General features: G+C 46.4%; 21 protein-coding genes and 1 tRNA gene. 21 read left to right on the top strand and 1 reads right to left on the bottom strand.

The window, feature by feature from the left end; translation table 11 throughout:
* The 13 genes from hisD to B1A98_RS06795 all read left to right on the top strand — a co-directional run bounded on the left by hisD (position 1) and on the right by B1A98_RS06795 (position 11,409).
* On the top strand, positions 1-1,269 hold the full coding sequence (hisD, locus tag B1A98_RS06855) for a histidinol dehydrogenase (protein ID WP_063384758.1): 1,269 nt from the start codon (positions 1-3) through the stop codon (positions 1,267-1,269).
* A gap of 38 nt (positions 1,270-1,307) precedes the next feature.
* A complete protein-coding gene (gene hisB / locus B1A98_RS06850) occupies positions 1,308-1,898 on the top strand; it encodes an imidazoleglycerol-phosphate dehydratase HisB (RefSeq protein ID WP_063384759.1) in 591 nt (196 codons plus the stop codon).
* Positions 1,899-1,901: 3 nt separating this feature from the next.
* Complete coding sequence (gene hisH / locus B1A98_RS06845) at positions 1,902-2,534, top strand: imidazole glycerol phosphate synthase subunit HisH (protein WP_063384760.1); 633 nt, start codon at positions 1,902-1,904, stop codon at positions 2,532-2,534.
* Positions 2,531-3,262, top strand: a complete 732-nt coding sequence (gene hisA, locus B1A98_RS06840; protein ID WP_063384761.1) for a 1-(5-phosphoribosyl)-5-[(5-phosphoribosylamino)methylideneamino]imidazole-4-carboxamide isomerase — start codon at positions 2,531-2,533, stop codon at positions 3,260-3,262. Before hisH ends, hisA begins: the two co-directional genes overlap by 4 nt.
* Entirely contained in the window at positions 3,259-4,017 is a 759-nt protein-coding gene (hisF, locus tag B1A98_RS06835) for an imidazole glycerol phosphate synthase subunit HisF (protein WP_041094839.1), read from the top strand. Before hisA ends, hisF begins: the two co-directional genes overlap by 4 nt.
* Complete coding sequence (gene hisIE / locus B1A98_RS06830) at positions 4,014-4,649, top strand: bifunctional phosphoribosyl-AMP cyclohydrolase/phosphoribosyl-ATP diphosphatase HisIE (RefSeq protein WP_370511056.1); 636 nt, start codon at positions 4,014-4,016, stop codon at positions 4,647-4,649. Before hisF ends, hisIE begins: the two co-directional genes overlap by 4 nt.
* Before the next feature lie 204 nt (positions 4,650-4,853).
* Positions 4,854-6,365 (top strand): tetratricopeptide repeat protein, encoded by a 1,512-nt coding sequence (locus tag B1A98_RS06825; RefSeq protein WP_063384762.1) that lies wholly within the window; start codon positions 4,854-4,856, stop codon positions 6,363-6,365.
* Between the two features lie 107 nt (positions 6,366-6,472).
* Complete coding sequence (gene trxB, locus B1A98_RS06820; protein WP_041094835.1) at positions 6,473-7,426, top strand: thioredoxin-disulfide reductase; 954 nt, start codon at positions 6,473-6,475, stop codon at positions 7,424-7,426.
* 366 nt (positions 7,427-7,792) lie between these two features.
* The gene (locus B1A98_RS06815) at positions 7,793-8,251 is read left to right on the top strand and encodes an NUDIX domain-containing protein (RefSeq protein ID WP_041094833.1); all 459 of its coding nucleotides are present in this window, start codon (positions 7,793-7,795) and stop codon (positions 8,249-8,251) included.
* A gap of 54 nt (positions 8,252-8,305) precedes the next feature.
* Positions 8,306-9,199: an RNase adapter RapZ gene (rapZ, locus tag B1A98_RS06810; RefSeq protein ID WP_041094831.1), complete on the top strand. Its 894-nt coding sequence runs from the start codon at positions 8,306-8,308 to the stop codon at positions 9,197-9,199.
* On the top strand, positions 9,196-10,161 hold the full coding sequence (locus B1A98_RS06805) for a gluconeogenesis factor YvcK family protein (protein ID WP_063384763.1): 966 nt from the start codon (positions 9,196-9,198) through the stop codon (positions 10,159-10,161). The genes rapZ and B1A98_RS06805 overlap by 4 nt, the downstream gene beginning before the upstream one ends.
* 19 nt (positions 10,162-10,180) lie before the next feature.
* On the top strand, positions 10,181-11,128 hold the full coding sequence (gene whiA / locus B1A98_RS06800; RefSeq protein ID WP_041094827.1) for a DNA-binding protein WhiA: 948 nt from the start codon (positions 10,181-10,183) through the stop codon (positions 11,126-11,128).
* A 17-nt stretch (positions 11,129-11,145) separates the two neighbouring features.
* Complete coding sequence (locus B1A98_RS06795; protein ID WP_041094825.1) at positions 11,146-11,409, top strand: HPr family phosphocarrier protein; 264 nt, start codon at positions 11,146-11,148, stop codon at positions 11,407-11,409.
* A gap of 128 nt (positions 11,410-11,537) precedes the next feature.
* Here the strand turns inward: B1A98_RS06795 and clpP are convergent, their stop codons facing one another.
* Positions 11,538-12,134 carry an ATP-dependent Clp endopeptidase proteolytic subunit ClpP gene (clpP, locus tag B1A98_RS06790; protein WP_041094823.1) on the bottom strand — a complete coding sequence of 199 codons (597 nt, stop codon included), beginning with the start codon at positions 12,132-12,134 and terminating at the stop codon, positions 11,538-11,540.
* A gap of 263 nt (positions 12,135-12,397) precedes the next feature.
* Between clpP and B1A98_RS06785 the strand changes: the two genes are divergently transcribed.
* The 8 genes from B1A98_RS06785 to gpmI all read left to right on the top strand — a co-directional run bounded on the left by B1A98_RS06785 (position 12,398) and on the right by gpmI (position 20,351).
* Positions 12,398-12,469 (top strand) — tRNA-Arg (locus B1A98_RS06785).
* Between the two features lie 357 nt (positions 12,470-12,826).
* Positions 12,827-14,155, top strand: a complete 1,329-nt coding sequence (rpoN, locus tag B1A98_RS06780; protein ID WP_041094821.1) for an RNA polymerase factor sigma-54 — start codon at positions 12,827-12,829, stop codon at positions 14,153-14,155.
* Positions 14,156-14,173: 18 nt separating this feature from the next.
* Complete coding sequence (locus B1A98_RS06775) at positions 14,174-14,410, top strand: glutaredoxin family protein (protein WP_063384764.1); 237 nt, start codon at positions 14,174-14,176, stop codon at positions 14,408-14,410.
* Between the two features lie 164 nt (positions 14,411-14,574).
* On the top strand, positions 14,575-15,603 hold the full coding sequence (locus B1A98_RS06770; RefSeq protein ID WP_063384765.1) for a sugar-binding transcriptional regulator: 1,029 nt from the start codon (positions 14,575-14,577) through the stop codon (positions 15,601-15,603).
* Positions 15,604-15,670: 67 nt separating this feature from the next.
* The gene (gene gap / locus B1A98_RS06765) at positions 15,671-16,678 is read left to right on the top strand and encodes a type I glyceraldehyde-3-phosphate dehydrogenase (protein WP_063384766.1); all 1,008 of its coding nucleotides are present in this window, start codon (positions 15,671-15,673) and stop codon (positions 16,676-16,678) included.
* A gap of 167 nt (positions 16,679-16,845) precedes the next feature.
* Positions 16,846-18,030, top strand: coding sequence for a phosphoglycerate kinase (locus B1A98_RS06760; protein ID WP_063384767.1), 1,185 nt, complete (start codon positions 16,846-16,848; stop codon positions 18,028-18,030).
* Positions 18,031-18,058: 28 nt separating this feature from the next.
* A complete protein-coding gene (gene tpiA / locus B1A98_RS06755; protein ID WP_063384768.1) occupies positions 18,059-18,820 on the top strand; it encodes a triose-phosphate isomerase in 762 nt (253 codons plus the stop codon).
* Positions 18,813-20,351 (top strand): 2,3-bisphosphoglycerate-independent phosphoglycerate mutase, encoded by a 1,539-nt coding sequence (gene gpmI / locus B1A98_RS06750; RefSeq protein WP_063384769.1) that lies wholly within the window; start codon positions 18,813-18,815, stop codon positions 20,349-20,351. The genes tpiA and gpmI overlap by 8 nt, the downstream gene beginning before the upstream one ends.
* The last annotated feature ends 17 nt before the right edge of the window (positions 20,352-20,368 follow it).

Below are 20,368 nucleotides of genomic sequence, written 5' to 3'. Positions count from 1 at the left end.
ATGAGAATCGAAACTGTCACACAGGAACTATCATTAAAACGTTCTGTGGATAGCGGAACCGAGCAGCAGCGTGCCGCGGTCCAGCAAATTATCCGGACGGTGCGCTCTGATGGAGATGCCGCCTTGCTCGCATATACGCGGCAATTTGATGGGGCGGAATTAAGTGATATGCGAGTAACGCCTGAGGAAATAGCTGAAGCCTATCAAGCGTTTCCGAAAGAGATGGCTGAGGTCATTAAAGAAGCGGCTGGCAATATTTCTTTGTTTCATCAAAAGCAGCTGAGGCAAACATGGACATATACGGATCAGAATGGCACGATGCTTGGGCAGAAAATGACGCCGCTTGACTCAGCAGGCGTATATGTGCCAGGAGGAACGGCCGCCTATCCATCCTCTGTTCTTATGAATGTCCTGCCGGCAAAAGTCGCGGGGGTCAAACGGATTGTTATGGTATCGCCTCCCGGCTCTGATGGCCGCCTCCCTGCAGGTGTTCTTGTGGCTGCTGATATTGCCGGGGTAGAGGAAATTTATAAAGTCGGCGGTGCCCAAGCGGTAGCCGCGCTCGCTTATGGCACAGAAACCATTGAGCCTGTCGATAAAATTACCGGCCCCGGCAATATTTATGTCGCGCTCGCTAAACGGGAAGTATTTGGCGATGTTGATATTGATATGATTGCCGGCCCGAGCGAAATCGTTGTTCTTGCTGATGAAACGGCCTACCCTGCCGAAGTTGCGGCAGACTTATTATCGCAAGCGGAGCATGATCCGCGCGCCAGCAGTGTGCTTGTTACGCCTTCCCGGAAGCTGGCGGAGGAAACAGCTGCTGAAGTGGAGAAACAGCTCAAAAGCCTGCCGCGAGAGGAGATTGCCCGGGAAGCCATTGAGAATTACGGCGCTATTTATGTCACAAATGATATGCAGGAAGCTGTCAGTGTAGTGAATCAGCTAGCTCCCGAGCATTTAGAGATTATGACAGAACGTGCGTTAAGCATAGTTGAGGATATTCGCCATGCCGGTGCTATTTTCATTGGCCGCTTCAGCTCCGAGCCGATTGGCGATTATTTTGCAGGGCCTAATCATGTCCTGCCGACAAATGGGACGGCCCGTTTTTCTTCACCGCTGAATGTGGATGATTTTATGAAGAAATCAAGTTTAATTATGTACAGTGAAAAAGCCTTTCGTGAAAATGCCGATAAAGTCGCTGCTTTCGCTCGGCTTGAAGGATTGGAAGCCCACGCCCGGGCTGTCGAGGCTCGAAAGGAACGCTAAACCATGTTGGAAAATTAAAAGAAGAGGGAGTGGCCCCATTGAGTAACCGAACATCAGAATTAAACCGCACCACGAATGAAACAAAAATTCAACTTGCTTTTTCCATCGACGGTGAGGGCCAGGCAGATATTCAAACGGGCGTGCCGTTTATGGATCATATGCTTGATTTGTTTGCGAAGCATGGCCAGTTTGATCTAACTGTCAAAGCGGACGGCGATGTGGAAATAGATGACCACCATACGACAGAGGACATTGGCATTTGTTTAGGGCTTGCTTTAAAGGAAGCTCTCGGTGACAAGAAGGGGATTAAGCGCTACGGAAATGCTTTTGTTCCAATGGATGAGACGCTAGCCCAAGTAGTGGTTGACTTAAGCAACCGTCCTCATTTTGAGATGCGCGGAGAGTTTCCTGCTCAAAAGGTAGGAACGTTCGATACCGAGCTTGTCCATGAATTTCTATGGAAGCTTGCTCTTGAAGCAAGAATGAACCTCCATGTCATCATTCACTACGGCAGCAATACCCATCATATGATTGAAGCGGTCTTTAAAGCGCTTGCCCGGGCGCTTGATGAAGCGACAATTATTGATCCGCGCGTTAAGGGCGTGCCGTCAACGAAAGGAATGTTATAGAAGATGATCGGCATCGTTGATTACGGAATGGGCAACTTGTTCAGCGTCAGCAAAGCGCTTGAGAGAATAGGCGTGCCTTATATTATTAGTGAATCGCCAGAAGAACTGAATGAGACGAAAGGTTTGATTTTGCCGGGCGTCGGTTCGTTTAAAGATGCGATGGCTTTATTGAAAGAGAAGAAGCTTGACGAGTTCCTGTACGCGTATGTGGACAGCGGGCGCCCGCTTTTAGGCATTTGTCTTGGCATGCAGCTGTTATTCCAGGAAAGTGAGGAAAATGGCCGGACTCAAGGACTTGGCTTATTAAGAGGACGGGTGGTTCGCATTCCTGCTGACAGCGGCGACAAAGTGAAAGTGCCGCATATGGGATGGAATCAGCTGGCGTTTCACCAGCAATCACCTGTGCTTCATCGGGTGGAGGAAGGCTTTGTCTATTTTGTCCATTCGTATTACGTTGAGGGAATAGACCGGGAAGCGTTGCTTGCCAGCACAGTTTACAGCGTGGAAATCCCGGCGGTTGTCGGGAAAAGCAATGTATTCGGCATGCAGTTCCATCCTGAGAAAAGCAGCCGGGTCGGTATGCAGCTATTAACTAATTTTGCAAAAGCAATGGAGCAATCGGGGGCGATTTTATGAGTTTTACCATTTATCCAGCTATTGATATGCGCGGCGGCAAGTGCGTCCGGCTAAAGCAAGGAGATTACAGCCAGGAAACGGTATATGGCGATTCTCCGTTTGACATGGCTAAGTCCTTTGCAGAGGACGGAGCAGAATGGATTCATATGGTCGATTTAGACGGAGCAAAAGACGGAAGGCGCATCAATGACCGCTTTGTCATTGAAGCAGCGCAAAAGCTTGGCGCCAAAGTGCAAATTGGCGGCGGCATCCGCAGTGAAGAGGACATTCTTCACTATTTGGATAATGGGGTTGATCGAGTGATTATTGGCAGTTTAGCTGTCTCAGAAACAGACCTTGTGAAACAGTGGCTTCGCAAGTTTGGCAGCAGAATGGCAATCGGGCTGGATGCAAAGGACGGATTTGTTGCCACCCATGGCTGGCTGGAAACCTCTTCATTGCGAGCGGTGGATCTGGGCAAAGAACTGGCGGATGCGGGAGCCGAAACATTCATTTTCACAGATATTGCTACAGACGGAATGCTTTCTGGCCCTAATATTCAAGCGGTAGCTGAGCTAGCTCTCGCTACGGGGAAACGCGTCATCGCTTCTGGAGGCGTCAGCTCGTTAGAAGACATAAGAGAAATCAAGCGCCATGAGCAGGCCGGAGTAAGCGGAGCGATTGTCGGAAAAGCGATTTATACCGGCCAGTTCACTGTCAGAGAGGCATTAAAGGAGGCAGGAAGATGATTACAAAACGAATTGTGCCCTGTCTGGATGTGAAAGACGGCCGTGTCGTTAAGGGCATTCAGTTTGTTGAACTGCGCGATGCGGGCGATCCGGTGGAGCTGGCGAAAATATATGATGAGCAGGGGGCGGATGAACTTGTATTTCTCGATATCTCTGCTTCTCATGAAGGGCGAAAAACGATGGCAGAAGTCGTTCAGGATGTTGCTTCGCAGCTGGCTATTCCTTTTACTGTCGGCGGCGGCATTAATTCGCTTGAAGATATGAAGCGTATTTTGCGGGCCGGTGCCGATAAAGTGTCGTTAAATACAGCAGCTGTTCTTGATCCCGAACTGATCACGATTGGGGCGGATTATTTCGGAACACAATGTATCGTTCTCGCTATCGATGCGAAGCGTGACGAGGAGCTTGATTCATGGCGGGTCTACACGCACGGCGGGCGGCAAGCGACAGACCGGGAAGTGATTAGCTGGGCCAAGGAAGCGGTGGAGCGGGGCGCAGGCGAAATTTTGCTGACAAGCATGGACAGCGACGGAGAAAAGCGCGGCTTTGATCTGGCATTGACAAAAGCGGTAAGTGAAGCCGTGTCCGTTCCTGTTATTGCATCCGGCGGTGCAGGAGAAGCGAAGCATTTTTTTGAAGTATTCACAGAAGGATCAGCCGATGCTGCTTTGGCTGCTTCTATTTTTCATTATAAAGAAACAAGCGTCAGCGAAGTGAAAAACTATTTGAAGGACCGGGGAGTGAATGTGAGATGAGCATAACCATAGAAGAGATTCGATTTGACGAAAAAGGGCTCGTGCCGGCTATCATTCAAGATGCTGCTACATATGAAGTGCTGACTCTTGCTTACATGAATAAGGAATCGCTGCAGCGGACGATAGACAGCGGCGAGACGTGGCTTTTTAGCCGGTCCCGCCAAGAGCTTTGGCATAAAGGCGAAACGAGCGGGAATACCCAGAAGGTTGTGAACATTAAGTACGATTGCGATCAGGACGCGCTTGTTGTACTCGTCAAGCCGCAGGGGCCGGCCTGTCATCTCGGAACGACAAGCTGTTTTGAATATTCCTTGTACGGCGAACAAACAGAGATGCTGCCTTATACCATTCTGCATAAGTTAGAAGAAGTGATCGCGGACAGAGAACAGACCCGTCCGGAAGGCGCCTATACGACGTATTTATTTGAAAAAGGCGTGGATAAAATTTTGAAAAAAGTGGGGGAGGAAGCAGCGGAGGTTATTATTGCCGCCAAGAACCGTGATCAGGATGAACTGCAGTGGGAGGCCGCTGATTTGCTCTATCATCTGCTGGTTCTGCTGCGGGAACAAAAGGTAGAGCTTGCTGATGTGTTAGGTGTGCTGGCGAAACGCCACGAAGAGAAGAGAAAATAATATACGGAGCTGTCTTAAAAGTCGAGGATGAATGGACTTTAGGCAGCTCTTTTCTTAAGCTCTGGCTCATTCGAAAACCGTAACAGCTGTTCCCGGTTTTATCAGCTGGCGCGCTTGCTGGTATTTTTATTTCTTCTTTATTAACGAGCCTTTGCCATCTGTGATATACTCAATAGGTTAATTAACAATGCTCGGAGGACTTTCATGACAAAACACTCAAAGCTACGGAAGGAAAAAGGGAAGGTCGTCTCTTTTTTGCCGACAGGTGAGTATTATTATACAAAAGGGTTAAAAGCGCTGCGTAAGAGAGAACTGTCAAAGGCTAAGAAGTATTTGTCACGCGCGATGGATTTAGAGCCGATGGAACCGATGATTGCCTGTCAATTGGCCATTGTTGAAACAGAGCTCGGCAATTTCGAACAATCAAACGGCTTGCTGCATTTCGTGCTGGATGATTTAGATCCTTTGATTAGTGAGTGTCATTATTTTTTAGCGAACAATTATGCCCACTTAGGCTTATTTAAGGAAGCATTTAAGCATGCGAAAGCGTACTTAGAACAAGATGAAGCCGGTGAATTTATCGAGGATGCAGAAGAATTGCTGGACTTGATCGAGCTTGACAGCGAGGAAGATTTAGATGAACTGGATGAGCAGGACGAGTTAATTGCTCTTCAAGAAGAAGCCCGCTATTTGCTTGAGGGCGGCAGCTTTGAAAAAGCAATTGAGCGCCTGGAAGGCTTAATTGCCAAGCATCCAGATTTTTGGCCCGCCCATAACAACTTGGCACTGGCCCACTTTTATCTTGGGGAAGTAGAAATGGCTCATCAAGTGCTTGACAGCGTGCTGGAGAAAAATCCGGGAAACTTGCATGCCTTATGCAATTTGGCCGTTTTTTTATTTTACGAAAAGCAATATAGTCTCCTGCGGCAGCTGGTGGACTTGCTTCGCAAAACATACCCCATCTTGCCGGAACAGCAATTTAAGCTTGGTGTCACCTTCGCGCTTATCGGGCAGTATGAAGAGGCCTATCGCTGGCTGAAAAAGCTTCATAAAAAAGGGTTTGACGGAGAACCTGCTTTTTATTACTGGCTATCCCACTCCGCTTACTTTTCAGGCCGGCAGGAAGCAGCTGAAAATGCTTGGAAGCACATGTTGAAGATAAGTCCGGAGAAAGCTGGCCAGGAACCGTGGGCAAGTAAAAAAACAGAGCAATTAGGCTATGAGCATCAGCCAGCCTCCATTGTAAGAAGGATGAATAGCGAGTATGAAGAAGAGCGTCTGTTTGGCATCTTCTTGCTTTCGGTTGCAGAAGATCAGAAAAAAGTAATGAGCCATCCTGATTTTTGCGACATTGAGTCACTTGCTTTCCGGGAAAGAATCTATTTGGCGGATGTGCTTGGCATACCTGTCGATCCGCAGCTGAAAAAAGAATCACGCATCAGTCTGGCACATGAAACAGCTCTTGTTCTTTATAGAAAATTTCAGCCGATCGGTACAGAAGAGGCGGGATTATTAATGCTCTGGTTTACGGTTTTTGGTGAATTGGCAGAAGAACAATCCCGCTTGAAGAATCAAGCGGCATTTGCGGCGGCGACTGAGTATATGTGGCGCAAGCTGCGCGGCGAAAAAGAATCGCAGACAAGCCTTGCAGAGCAATATGATCTTTCTCCTTCAACTTTGCAAAAATACATCAAACATGTGCGCGAACGATTATAGTGAGCAGAAAAATAGACGAAAAGCCCTTCATTGATTAGGATAGAAAGAGAATAAACTATACGATTTAGGGTATGTATATAGTACTGAAAGAAAAGGAGTGGCTAGCTTTGGCAGCAGAAGATAAAATTTATGATGTCATTATTATCGGTGCGGGACCGGCGGGAATGACAGCCGCTGTTTATACATCACGCGCTAATCTTTCTACATTGATGATTGAACGCGGCGTGCCGGGAGGACAAATGGCAAACACAGAAGAAGTAGAAAACTATCCGGGATATGACCATATTCTTGGTCCGGAATTATCTACAAAAATGTTTGACCATGCCAAAAAATTCGGCGCTGAATACGCCTATGGCGATATTAAAGAAATTATTGACGGCAAGGAATATAAAACAATCAAAGCGGGTGCAAAAGACTTTAAAGGGCGTTCGGTTATCATTACTACAGGAGCGGAGTGGAAAAAGCTTGGGGTGCCTGGCGAAAAAGAATTAACTGGCCGCGGCGTTTCCTATTGTGCGGTGTGTGACGGCGCTTTCTTTAAAGAAAGAGATCTGGTCGTTGTCGGCGGCGGCGACTCTGCGGTTGAGGAAGGAAGCTATTTAACGCGTTTTGCTAAAAACGTAACCATCGTTCATCGCCGTGATGAGCTCCGTGCTCAAAAGATTTTGCAGGACCGGGCATTTAAAAACGAAAAGATTGATTTTATTTGGAATCATACAGTCAAGGAAATCAATGAAAAAGATGGAAAAGTAGGCAGTGTAACACTTGTGTCGACTGAAAATGGCGAGGAAAGGGAATTCCCTGCCGATGGCGTATTCATTTACGTCGGCATGCTGCCGCTTTCTAAACCATTCTTGAATTTAGGAATTACGAATGAGGCCGGTTATATCGTAACAAATGAAAAAATGGAAACAAAAATCCCGGGCATCTTTGCAGCTGGCGATGTGCGCGAAAAAACGCTTCGCCAAATTGTCACAGCAACAGGTGATGGAAGCATCGCTGCCCAGGCTGCCCAGCATTACGTTGAAGAATTAAAAGAAGAATTAGGGGTAAAAGCATAAGTTTAACAGTCTGTTAATCGGCTCGTAATGAAGCTGCAATAAAGATGTGTTACAGTAGTTCAGTAATCTGATACACCCCCTATATTTAATCATATCCCTTTTGGCGAGGTTGTTCCGATAACCGGCATTAACTTCTGCGGCTCAAGCAGCTGTTAGAGGTGCCGTTATGGAACAGCCCTTTTTTTGTGGAATGATTCCAAATGAGGGACATTTTCTAAGCGGTTCTTCATTTTCAGAAAGGAAACTGTTTCTTCTGAGAACCCGGCATTGAGATCAATAGAGTGAACATAGTATAATAATAAGAATGAAAGAAGAGGCGGATTGTCTGGCTGTTCCTAAAGCCGGGCTTACCCGGAGGTGAAAAATATGCAGCGTGTAACAAACTGTTTATTGCTAAAAGATGATAAAGTTCTGCTCCTGCAAAAGCCTCGCCGCAACTGGTGGGTTGCCCCGGGCGGAAAAATGGAGCCAGGAGAATCAGTCCGGGACGCGGTGATCCGTGAATACAGGGAGGAGACGGGCATTTATTTGCGCCGTCCTGCCGTGAAGGGCATCTTTACCTTTATTATTAAAGATGGCGACGACATCGTATCCGAGTGGATGATGTTTACCTTTTTCGCTCAGGAAAGTGACGGGGTCTCCATTAAAGAGAGTGAAGAAGGAAAGCTTGAATGGCATCCCGTTGAAAAAATAAAAGAGCTGCCAATGGCAGAAGGCGACCGCCATATCCTGGATTATATGGTGCATGGCACAGGTGTCATTTATGGCGCTTTTACATACACGCCTGATTTTAAGCTGATTTCCTATCGGCTTGATCCGAATTAATACGAAGCAATATCCATGAGAGAGACAGCCGCTAAAAGAGAGAGGGGATTGAGAATGACCAATAAAGCGGGAAATGAAATGCAGCTGGTAATCATTACTGGCATGTCCGGAGCGGGAAAAACAGTGGCTATTCAAAGCTTTGAAGACCTTGGCTTCTATTGTGTCGATAATTTGCCGCCGACCTTGCTGCCTAAGTTTTTGGAGCTGATGAAGGATTCAGGCAATCAAATGAATAAGGTAGCCGTCGTAATGGACATGCGCGGCCGCGAATTTTTCGATTACCTGTTTCAGGCGCTGGATGAAGCGGCCGAGATGGCTTCAGTCACGCCCAAGCTGTTGTTTCTGGAGGCGGAGGATTCTGTGCTTGTCCGCCGCTATAAAGAAACGCGGCGCTCTCATCCGCTGTCGCCGACCGGCTTGCCTTTGGACGGCATTCAGCAGGAACGGGCGCTGCTGGAGGATTTGAAAGGCCGAGCGCACATTATTTACAATACTTCTTCAATGAAGCCAAAGGATTTGCGCGAGAAAATTCTTAGCGAATTTTCCCCTAATAAAAAAGCGGCCTTTACCGTCAATGTCATGTCCTTCGGCTTTAAGTACGGTCTGCCGATCGATGCGGATCTTGTATTTGATGTCCGTTTCTTGCCTAATCCCCATTATGTCGATCATCTGCGTCCTCATACAGGGCTTGAAGAAGACGTATCAAGCTATGTGATGAAGTGGAATGATACCCAAAAGTTTTTGGAGAAGGTGCTGGACTTGCTTTCCTTTATGCTTCCCCATTACAAAATGGAAGGTAAATCCCAGCTTGTTGTGGCGATTGGGTGCACCGGAGGACAGCATCGTTCAGTAGCTTTGGCGGAGCATATCGGCCATTACTTTGCCGGCGATTATCAAACCCGAATTACCCATCGGGATATCAACAAGAGAACGGTTCAGACGATATGAGACAAAGCCAGCCAAAGAAAGTGGTCATTATTGGCGGAGGTACAGGGCTATCGGTTCTGCTGCGCGGCTTGAAGAAGCATCCAATTGATCTGACAGCTATTGTCACAGTAGCTGATGACGGCGGAAGCTCCGGGCGGCTGCGCGATGAGCTGAAGATTCCTCCTCCCGGCGACATTCGCAATGTCCTGGCCGCTTTGTCAGATGTCGAGCCGCTCGTGGAGACGCTTTTCCAACATCGCTTCAGTACGAAGAATGAATTGTCCGGCCATTCGCTTGGCAACTTGATGATCGCTGCATTAACGTCGATTACAGGCGATTTTGTGCATGCGGTTCAGGAAATGAGCAAAGTACTAAATGTACGCGGCAAAGTGCTGCCGGCTGCTAATCAGAGTGTTGTTCTCCATGCTGAAATGGAGGATGGAACGATTGTATCCGGCGAGTCGAAAATTCCTTATTCCGGCAAGCGGATTAAGCGTGTATTTTTGTCACCTGGTGATATTCAGCCTCTGCCTGAAACCATTCGCGCCATTAGAGAGGCTGATTTGATTATTGTTGGACCCGGCAGCTTATATACGAGCATCTTGCCCAATTTGCTTGTGCCCCAAATCGGGGAAGAAGTGTGTCAGGCTGCCGCAAAAAAGGTATATATTTGCAATTTGATGACCCAGGCAGGGGAAACACTGGACTTTACGGCAAGCGACCATGTGAAAGCGATTTATGACCATATGTCCTGTGCGTTTATCGACACTATTTTAGTCAATAACGATCCGATTCCTGAGTATATCCAAGAGAAATATAAAGAAGAGAGAGCGAAGCCGGTGTTCTATGATGTGGATTTATTAAAATCACTCGGCCTCAATGTCATCTTTGATGAAATTGCTATTCGTGAAGGCGGGGTAGTCCGCCATGACACCAACAAAGTCGCTGAGATTCTGTTTCGGCTTATTCAAGACAAAAAATAAATGGAAGAAGGTGGCTTAGTTGTCATTTGCTTCTGAAACAAAAAAAGAATTGACAGCGCTTGAAGTGAAAGATTGCTGTGCCAGAGCTGAACTGTCAGCGCTCATTCGGATGAACGGCTCACTTTCCTTCTCCAATCGTGTCCTCATTGTCAACATTCAGACAGAAAATGCAGCGATTGCTAGGAGAATTTACGTGCTGCTAAAGAAAAACTATGAAGTAGAAGTAGAATTGCTTGTACGGAAGAAAATGAGACTGAAAAAAAATAATATCTATATCGTTCGCTTGAAGGAACGGGCACGTGAAGTTCTTGAGGACTTAGCGATTATCGATCATTCATTTTCTTTTGTTCACAATATATCTCCAACTTTAATTGAAAAGAAATGCTGCCGCCGCTCTTACTTGCGCGGTGCGTTCTTAGCGGGAGGATCCGTCAATAACCCAGAAACATCTTCCTACCACTTAGAGATCTTCTCCCTTTATAAGGAGCACAATGAGGCTTTATGCGAGCTGATGAACAGCTTTGATTTGAACAGCAAGACGCTGGAGAGGAAAAAAGGCTTCATTACCTACCTGAAAGAAGCTGAAAAAATCACAGAGTTTTTGAATATTGTCGGTGCTCATAACGCACTGCTGCGATTCGAGGATGTACGGATTGTCAGAGACATGCGCAACTCAGTGAACCGTCTCGTCAATTGTGAAACGGCAAATTTGAATAAAACGATCGGTGCCGCTTTGCGCCAAGTGGAAAATATCCGCTTTATTGAATCATCCGTCGGTCTTGATGTGCTTCCCGATAAATTGCGTGAAATCGCTGAATTGCGGGTAGCCCATCAGGATGTCACTCTCAAGGAGCTTGGAGAAATGGTTTCGGGCTCTGCTATTAGTAAGTCAGGGATTAACCACCGTCTGCGCAAAATTGATGAAATTGCTGAAAAGATTCGGGCAAATGAACCGATTAATAAATGATGAAAGAGGAGAAAGTTATGATTGAAAAAACAACAGAAGTTCAATTGAAAACAGGCTTGCAAGCACGTCCGGCCGCTTTATTCGTTCAGGAGGCCAATCGCTTTGCTTCAGAAATTCACCTTGAGAAAGACGGCAAAAAAGTAAACGCCAAAAGTATTATGGGGATTATGAGCCTGGCAATTAACCGCGGATGCACCGTGACATTATCTATTGACGGCCGCGATGAGGAAGAAGCAATGGCGGCGTTAATTGAATTTGTCGAAAAAGAAGGCAACTACTAAAAAAATAACGGGCGATGTATCAGATGAACAAAGCCCGTAAGCCGTTACATAGCAGCAAATGGCCTTAACAGCAAAAAGGCTGCCCGCAAGCCGGCAATTGCCGGCCTTCGGAGCAGTCTTTTTCGTTTTTATTTACCAGGCAGTTCGTTGCGTGTTAAGATCTTGTCGATCAAGCCGTACTCAAGTGCGCGTTCCGCTGTCATAAAGTTATCGCGGTCAGTATCACGGGCAATGACTTCAAGCGGCTGGCCTGTGCGCTCTGCTAGGATTTGGTTTAGTTTATCACGCAGGAAGAGAATGCGCTTAGCGGCGATTTCAATTTCTGTCGCCTGTCCTTGTGCGCCTCCAAGCGGTTGATGGATCATGACTTCACTGTTAGGAAGGGCATAACGCTTGCCTTTTGCGCCGGCTGCCAACAGGAATGCTCCCATAGAGGCAGCCATACCGATACAAATGGTTTGTACATCCGGTTTAATAAATTGGATTGTGTCATAGATCGCCATGCCGGCAGTAATGCTGCCGCCTGGGCTGTTAATGTAAATGGAAATGTCTTTTTCCGGGTTTTCAGCTTCAAGGAACAATAGCTGAGAAACAATTGAGTTGGCAACATTGTCATCAATTCCGCTGCCAAGCATGATAATACGGTCTTTCAGCAAGCGAGAATAGATGTCATACGCGCGCTCTCCGCGGTTTGTTTGTTCAATAACTGTAGGAATTAAATTCATGTTCTTTCCTCCTTGAAAATAAAATGATGAGAAATTCTTATGTAGTAGTATCATACATTGATGGTCAATTAAGGTCAAATATTATGTCTTAAACAAATGCCATATGTGGAAAAAGATGCTTCTCCAATAGTTTTCTATTATACCCACTTGAATTCCTGCTAAACCCTCAAGAAAAGAGGCTGAAAGTGTTTTTATAAAAGAATTTAAAATAATGATTGCCTTTCTGCAGATTTTCCGCTATAATTTTGAAATGTACTTATCAAGCCCTCGTGGTGCAACGGATAGCACGTCAGATTCCGGTTCTGAAAATGTGGGTTCGATTCCTGCCGAGGGCGTATACCATTAGGAAGCTCCATAGTTTAGTGACTCTGTGTCATAAGCTGTGGAGCTTTTTTGTTGCGGCAAAAAAGAAAGCTGTCCTTTCTTTAACTTACATAAAAAGTATATAAAATCCATTTGTGTTTAGAACTTACAAATAACAAACCGTTTAATTTTTTGTTACGGCATTTTTTCTTTCGTGTTCCATTGAAGCGCTCAGCAGCCGAAAACCGCAAGCTGCCGCTGGTTTCTCATTGCAATCCACCAGGGCTTTTTTTCGTTGCCGTATATATTGGATGAAAAATTCTAAATTTTCATTCTCAAATTTATATCCTGTTGTATAATAGAATAGGAAGGGGGAGAGGAATTTGAGTATGCATTTAAAGCCCGGACTTTGGCAGCAGCAAACGATGAAACTCGCAATGACCCAGGAATTGACACAAGCAATTGCTTTGCTGCAATACTCTGCCCAGGAGTTAACAGAATTTCTAGAAGCAAAGACAATGGAGAATCCATTTATTCAATTAGAGGTATCAGAAATGAAAGCGCTTCAGCCGAAGGAAAAAGCGGGGGTGCGCAAAGGGAGACTGGAGAAGAAAGACGATAAAAACTGGGTAGAGCATTTAGCTGATCATTCCCAGACACTAACAGACTATTTAAGAATGCAGCTTTCGCTCGTGCCGCTGAACAACGAGCAAAAGCGCATACTTGACTTTTTATTATATAATATGGACGAAAACGGATATATGTCGATTACGGTCGAAGAAACCGCTGGAATGTGCGGCTGCCGGGAAGAAACGGCTGCCGAGGTTCTCCAGCTTATTCGGGAATTGGAGCCAGCGGGTGTCGGAGCTGAAAACTTACAAGATTGCTTGCTTTTGCAGCTCGAGCGCATGGAAGGTGTGCCGCCGCTTGTCCCTGTGATCATTCAAGATTATTTCATTGCGTTTGCAGAGAAGAATTGGCGCCTGGTGGCCAAAAAGCTAGGTGTTGATGTAAAAGCCATCCAGGAGGCGGCGGATTTCATCCAGAAGCTCAATCCGAAGCCAGGGGCCCGCTTTCATTACGAGCAGCCGACCTATGTCCGTCCGGATTTGACGGTCGTGCTGAAAAATGATTCGATAGAGGTGCATTTACTGGAAGATGAGATGCCGAAAATTGTTTTTCAAAAAGACTATTTTGAAGAACTGGCAAGCCATAAGGATGAGCAGTTGAAAGAATTTATGAAGGATAAACATAAAGATTATCTATGGCTGCTGAAAAGTCTGGAGCAGCGTAAACGAACCATTCAGCGTGTCGGCTTAAAAATTGTTGAAAAGCAAAAAGACTTCTTTTTTTATGGACCGAGCCGCCTGCAGCCGCTTACTATGAAGGAGATTGCAGATGAGCTTGAAATTCACGAGTCCACAGTCAGCCGGGCCGTGCGCGGAAAATACATGCAGACACCTTATGGCACATATGAATTAAAGACATTCTTTCCGGCGGGTCTGTCAGGAGGCACGGAAGAGACGGCTTCTGCGGCCCAGGTTAAGTCAAAGATTACGGAACTTGTCAATGGGGAAAGCAAGACAAAGCCGCTTTCCGATCAGGAAATTAGCAATCTGTTAAAAGAAGAGGGATGGCAAGTATCGAGAAGAACAGTCGCTAAGTACCGTGATCAGCTCTTTATCCCTTCTTCGTCCAAAAGAAAACGTTACGATTGAGAATAGAGGAATTCAAGAATGAAAGAAGTTTATTTTTATACGAGACCCCAATGTCCGCTCTGTGAAGAGGCCAAGCGCACATTGGAGCTTGTACGGGAAGAGATCGCGTTTCGGATGTATGAAATGAACATTAATGAAAGCGATGAATTAACTGAGAAATACGGATTAATGATTCCTGTCATTGAAGTAGATGGGGAAATTGTTCAATATGGAGAGGTTGATTATCCGACGATTAGGCTTAGGCTGGATAACTAAATGCAACAACGCATGCTAAAATGAAGAGTTCATATTAGTTGCTTTCCCTTATGGTCCCTGTTAAAATAAGCTTTGTAACAGGGATTTATTTTTTTAGACTAAGTGGGACGCGCTTTTAATTATAGGGACAAAAAATGACCCTATGTAAAATGAGGGATCGCTATATGCAAACAATGATTGAAATTCAAAAGAAAATCGTGCCTGATTTGCTGGCAGTCTTACAAAAAAGGTATGAAATCCTTCAATCTATTCGCTTGTCACAGCCGGTAGGCAGGAGGATTTTGGCGCAGTCACTCGGCTTCACGGAGCGAACGCTTCGAACAGAAGTGGAGTTTCTCAAAGCCCAGCATTTGATTGACTACCGGACGACGGGGATGATTCTGACGGAAGAAGGAGTCTCGGTTCTTGAGGAGCTTCAAGGGTTGATGAGCAGCATAAAGGGTATACATACGATGGAAGAAAAGTTAAAGAAACAATTTGGCCTCGATGAAGTGACGATTGTCCATGGAGACAGCGATCAATCCTCCTGGGTGAAAAAAGAACTTGGGAAAGCCTGTGCAAATAGTATAAAACAGCGTCTGTTGGCAAAGAATATCATCGCAGTCACAGGAGGGACAACGACACTAGAGGCAGCTGAAGCAATGACAGCCGATTTTGCCGGCGGCAAGGAAGTCGTTTTCGTGCCGGCACGGGGCGGACTGGGAGAGGACCTTGTGAACCAGGCCAATTCCATCGTAGCAAAAATGGCGGCCCGCACCGGCAGCAAACACAGGTTATTATATGCCCCCGACCAAATTAGCCGGGAAACCCATGCATCTATTTTAAAGGAACCGGCCATTAAGGAGGTTCTTCAGTTAATTAAATCCTCTACGCTCGTTTTGCATGGGGTTGGTGAGGCGATTGCAATGGCGAAACGCCGGAATACGCCGGAAGAGGAATTCCAAAAAATTAAAGAGAAAAAGGCTGTTGCTGAGGCTTTCGGCTATTACTTTAATGAAGAGGGACAAATTGTCCACCGGGTGTCAACGATCGGCTTGCAGCCTGATGATCTTGCATCCGCTCATGATGTACTTGCGGTCGCCGGCGGAGCGTCGAAAGGCAAAGCCATCCGTTCTTATTTGCGGGGAGCGCCTAAGACCACGGTGCTGATTACAGACGAAGCAGCCGCTCAGCAGCTGTTAGCGGAAAATTAAAAAGAAAATGGACAGTCTGCGGACTGTTAACCATAAAAACTTTACATGTAAAGAAGGAGCGATTGATATGACAGTAAAAGTGGGTATTAACGGATTTGGACGAATTGGACGCAATGTCTTCCGTGCAACTTTAAAAAATCCTAACATTGAAGTGGTCGCAGTGAACGATTTAACAGATGCTGAGATGCTGGCCCATCTTTTGAAATACGATACAGTGCATGGCACTTTAGAAGAAGAAGTGAGCGTTGAAGGAGAATATATTCTTGTCGGAGACAAAAAAGTGAAAGTAACAGCCGAACGCGATCCAGCGCTTCTTCCATGGAAAGAACTTGGTGCGGAGGTTGTCGTTGAATCCACAGGCCGCTTTACTAAACGGGAGGATGCAGCTAAACATTTAGAGGCAGGAGCGAAAAAAGTAGTGATTTCAGCTCCGGCGAAGGATGAGGACATTACGATCGTTATGGGCGTGAACCATGAGCAGTATGATCCGTCTAGCCACCATGTTATCTCTAATGCTTCTTGTACAACAAACTGTTTGGCTCCGTTTGCAAAAGTATTGAATGACAAGTTTGGCATTGTGCGCGGAATGATGACGACGGTTCACTCTTATACAAATGACCAGCAAATCTTAGATTTGCCTCATAAAGATTACCGCCGCGCGCGGGCAGCAGCCGAAAATATTATCCCGACAACGACAGGTGCGGCCAAAGCAGTGGCGCTTGTACTGCCTGAATTAAAAGGCAAGCTGAACGGCATGGCGATGCGCGTGCCAACGCCAAACGTATCAGTTGTTGACCTTGTTGCTGAACTAAAAGAGGACACAACAGCCGAAGAAGTGAACGCTGTGCTGAAAGAAGCAGCTGAAGGCGAATTGAAAGGCATCCTTGCCTACAATGAAGAACCGCTCGTTTCACGCGACTATAATGGCAGCCCGGCTTCTTCTACTATCGACGCTTTATCTACAATGGTTTTAGAGGACAATATGGTGAAGGTGCTCTCTTGGTATGATAATGAGTCTGGCTACTCTCACCGCGTCGTTGACCTTGTCGATTATATTGCTCAAAAAGGCCTCTAATGACAATAGTGTGATACTAATAAGAAAATGTGTTATATTTTTCAACATCTTTATTGGAAAATGGTAACCTAACATCTATAATGTAAATGGGATGAAAGGGGAGCGGGGAAAAAAGATCCCCCTCCTTTTTAATTTATCTTTTTATTGAAGAGGGAGGACCTTTTTAGATGAACAAAAAGACGATGAAAGACTTGGATGTGAAAGGAAAACGCGTGTTTTGCCGTGTGGACTTTAACGTGCCGATGAAAGATGGAGCCGTTACAGATGATACGCGCATTCGGGCGGCTTTGCCGACCATCCAATACTTGTCTGAGCAAGGAGCAAAAGTGATTTTGGCGAGCCATCTGGGCCGTCCGAAAGGCGAAGTGAAAGAAGAATTGCGCTTAACGCCTGTCGCATCCCACCTATCCCAGCTCTTTGGCAAAGAAGTCAAAAAAGTTGATGAAGCTTTTGGCGAAGCAGTTGAACAAGAAGTAGCTGCTATGAAAGATGGCGACGTGCTATTGCTGGAAAACGTCCGTTTTTATCCGGGAGAAGAGAAAAATGATGAAGAGCTAGCCAAGAAGTTTGCTGCTTTGGCTGACCTCTATGTTAATGATGCCTTTGGCGCGGCTCACCGTGCTCATGCGTCAACAGAAGGGATTGCCCATTATTTGCCGGCAGCCGCTGGGTTCCTTATGGAAAAAGAGCTGGATGTTCTCGGCAAAGCGTTATCTAATCCGGAGCGCCCATTTACGGCTATTATCGGCGGTGCTAAGGTAAAGGACAAAATTGATGTCATTGATCATCTGCTCGATAAAGTGGACAATTTAATCATCGGCGGCGGCCTCGCTTTCACGTTTGTTAAAGCAAAAGGCTATGAAATTGGAAAATCATTGCTTGAAGAGGATAAAATTGACTTAGCGAAGCAGTTTATGAAAAAAGCGGAAGACAAAGGCGTCAAGTTCCTTATGCCGATTGATGCGGTAGTTGCCAATGAGTTTTCCGAGAATGCAGAAGCAAAAGTTGTGGCGATTGATGAAATTCCGGAAGAGTGGATGGCGCTTGATATTGGACCAAAGACGGCAGAACTCTACAAGGAAGCTATTCAAGAGTCTAAGCTTGTGATTTGGAACGGGCCGATGGGTGTGTTTGAAATGGACAAGTTTGCCGCGGGAACAAAAGCAGTGGCAACGGCGCTTGCTGAAGCGGAAGGTACATATTCAGTAATCGGCGGCGGAGATTCGGCAGCAGCGGTTGAGAAGTTCCGCTTGGCAGATAAGATGAGCCACATCTCAACTGGCGGCGGTGCTTCTCTTGAGTTCATGGAAGGAAAACAGCTTCCGGGAATTGTGGCTTTAGACGACAAGTAAAATCACAAATGAGAAAGGATGAAGCTTTATGCGCAAACCTATTATCGCAGGAAATTGGAAAATGCATAAAACGGCAGCAGAAGCAAAAAGCTTCGCTGAAGAAGTGAAAAGTCTGGTGCCTGATGCCAGCATAGTTGACAGCGTTATTTGCGCTCCTGCCCTGTTTTTAGAGCAGCTTGTTCAAACGGTGCAAGAATCTGATGTAGAGATCGGCGCCCAAACGATGCATTTTGAAGAAAACGGCGCATTCACTGGCGAAATCAGCCCGAAAGCTCTGGCTGATATCGGAGTGAAGTATGTGATTATCGGCCACTCTGAACGCCGTGAAATGTTCAATGAAACAGATGAGACAGTGAATAAAAAGGTTCGGGCAGCTTTTAAATTCAATATGACACCAATTGTCTGCTGCGGCGAAACGCTCGAACAGCGTGAAAACGGCGAAACGAATTCCTTTGTCGCTGGCCAAATTGAAAAAGCCTTGGCAGGGCTGACAGCTGAACAGGCAGGAGAAGCGGTCATTGCTTATGAACCGATCTGGGCGATTGGAACGGGAAGATCTTCTACAGCAGAAGACGCAAATGCCGTATGCGCCCATATCCGCCAAACGGTGGCGGAGCAATTCTCCCAAGAGACAGCGGACCAAGTTCGCATTCAATATGGCGGCAGCGTAAAGCCGGCTAACATCGGTGAATTTATGGCTCAGCCTGATATTGATGGAGCGCTTGTAGGCGGTGCCAGCTTAGAACCTGCGTCATTTCTGCAATTGCTGGAGGCCGTTAACCATGGCTAAATCACCGGTTGCCCTGATTATTTTAGATGGCTTTGCCTGCCGCGAGGAGACGAAAGGAAACGCAGTCGCTCAGGCGAAGAAGCCGAACTTTGACCGCTATTGGGAGCAATTTCCCCACTCCACGCTTACGGCGAGCGGCGAAGCGGTAGGCCTTCCGGAAGGCCAGATGGGGAACTCGGAAGTAGGGCATTTGAATATTGGTGCCGGCCGTATTGTTTATCAAACGTTAACGCGGATTAATATTTCGATCCGCGAAGGTGAATTTTTTAAGAATGAAGCTTTTTTAGCCGCAATTCAGCATGCAAAGAAGCATGGATCGGCTCTTCACTTGTTCGGGCTGCTGTCTGATGGCGGTGTTCACAGCCATATTGAACATTTGTTTGCTTTACTGAAGCTTGCCGCGCAAGAAGGATTAGAAAAAGTATATCTTCACGCCTTTTTGGACGGCCGTGACGTCGGGCCGCAAACGGCAAAAGGCTACATTACAGAAACACTGGAAAAGATGAAGGAATACGGAGTGGGGCAATTTGCCACGATTTCCGGCCGTTATTATGCAATGGACCGGGATAAACGCTGGGACCGTGTCGAAAAAACCTACCGGGCCCTGGTGTATAACGAAGCGCCGTTTTTCAAGGACCCTCTTGAAGTAGTAGAAGATTCGTATGCAAACGGAATTTATGATGAATTCGTTGTACCGGCCGTTTTAACGGATGAAGCGGATCAGCCGGTGGCGAAAGTAGAAGACAACGATGCGATTATTTTCTTCAACTTCCGTCCGGACCGGGCTATTCAATTATCCAATGTTTTTACGAACGAAGAATTTGCAGGCTTTGACCGCGGCGACAGGCTGCCGCAAAACCTTCAATTTGTTTGCATGGCTCCTTACAGTGCAACAGTTAAAGGGGACATTGCTTTCAATAAAGTCGATTTGATGAATACCATTGGGGAAGTGTTGTCTGCCCATAACTTAAACCAGCTGCGCATTGCGGAAACAGAAAAGTATCCGCATGTTACCTTTTTTATGAGCGGAGGCAGAGAACAAGAATTTCCAGGAGAAAAGCGGATCTTGATCGATTCTCCGAAAGTCGCTACCTATGACTTAAAACCGGAAATGAGCGCCTATGAAGTCACAGAGGCACTGCTTGATGAAATTCATAACGACCGGCAGGATGCAATCATCTTAAACTTCGCCAATCCTGACATGGTCGGCCACTCGGGGCTTTTGCAGCCGACAATCAAAGCTGTGGAAACCGTCGACGAGTGCCTTGGCCGCGTGGTTGATTTAATTATTTCTAAAGGCGGAACAGCCATTATTACAGCGGATCATGGAAATGCGGATGAGGTGATTACACCGGGCGGCGATCCGATGACAGCTCATACGACAAACCCTGTGCCGGTCATCGTGACAAAGGAAGGCGCAGAATTGCGCGCCGGCGGCATTTTGGGAGATTTGGCACCAACGATGCTTGATTTGCTGAAAATTGACAAACCAGCGGAAATGACTGGAACATCTTTAATAAAAAATAAATGATTCACATAAAAGGAGAG

Origin of the sequence: Pseudobacillus badius (assembly GCF_002189605.1) — a bacterium.
Classification (GTDB): domain Bacteria; phylum Bacillota; class Bacilli; order Bacillales; family Domibacillaceae; genus Pseudobacillus; species Pseudobacillus badius.
Note: the sequence above shows the minus strand (reverse complement) of the source record. Positions and strands in the feature narration are given on the sequence as shown.

Coding starts and splice junctions, on each gene's coding strand:
- rpoN (WP_041094821.1), top strand. CDS start 12,827: ATGCATTTAAAGCCCGGACTTTGGCAGCAGCAAACGATGAAACTCGCA.
- gap (WP_063384766.1), top strand. CDS start 15,671: ATGACAGTAAAAGTGGGTATTAACGGATTTGGACGAATTGGACGCAAT.
- hisF (WP_041094839.1), top strand. CDS start 3,259: ATGATTACAAAACGAATTGTGCCCTGTCTGGATGTGAAAGACGGCCGT.
- hisD (WP_063384758.1), top strand. CDS start 1: ATGAGAATCGAAACTGTCACACAGGAACTATCATTAAAACGTTCTGTG.
- B1A98_RS06760 (WP_063384767.1), top strand. CDS start 16,846: ATGAACAAAAAGACGATGAAAGACTTGGATGTGAAAGGAAAACGCGTG.
- B1A98_RS06770 (WP_063384765.1), top strand. CDS start 14,575: ATGCAAACAATGATTGAAATTCAAAAGAAAATCGTGCCTGATTTGCTG.
- clpP (WP_041094823.1), bottom strand. CDS start 12,134: ATGAATTTAATTCCTACAGTTATTGAACAAACAAACCGCGGAGAGCGC.
- tpiA (WP_063384768.1), top strand. CDS start 18,059: ATGCGCAAACCTATTATCGCAGGAAATTGGAAAATGCATAAAACGGCA.
- B1A98_RS06805 (WP_063384763.1), top strand. CDS start 9,196: ATGAGACAAAGCCAGCCAAAGAAAGTGGTCATTATTGGCGGAGGTACA.
- hisH (WP_063384760.1), top strand. CDS start 1,902: ATGATCGGCATCGTTGATTACGGAATGGGCAACTTGTTCAGCGTCAGC.
- rapZ (WP_041094831.1), top strand. CDS start 8,306: ATGACCAATAAAGCGGGAAATGAAATGCAGCTGGTAATCATTACTGGC.
- B1A98_RS06775 (WP_063384764.1), top strand. CDS start 14,174: ATGAAAGAAGTTTATTTTTATACGAGACCCCAATGTCCGCTCTGTGAA.
- hisA (WP_063384761.1), top strand. CDS start 2,531: ATGAGTTTTACCATTTATCCAGCTATTGATATGCGCGGCGGCAAGTGC.
- hisIE (WP_370511056.1), top strand. CDS start 4,014: ATGAGCATAACCATAGAAGAGATTCGATTTGACGAAAAAGGGCTCGTG.
- B1A98_RS06795 (WP_041094825.1), top strand. CDS start 11,146: ATGATTGAAAAAACAACAGAAGTTCAATTGAAAACAGGCTTGCAAGCA.
- gpmI (WP_063384769.1), top strand. CDS start 18,813: ATGGCTAAATCACCGGTTGCCCTGATTATTTTAGATGGCTTTGCCTGC.
- B1A98_RS06825 (WP_063384762.1), top strand. CDS start 4,854: ATGACAAAACACTCAAAGCTACGGAAGGAAAAAGGGAAGGTCGTCTCT.
- B1A98_RS06815 (WP_041094833.1), top strand. CDS start 7,793: ATGCAGCGTGTAACAAACTGTTTATTGCTAAAAGATGATAAAGTTCTG.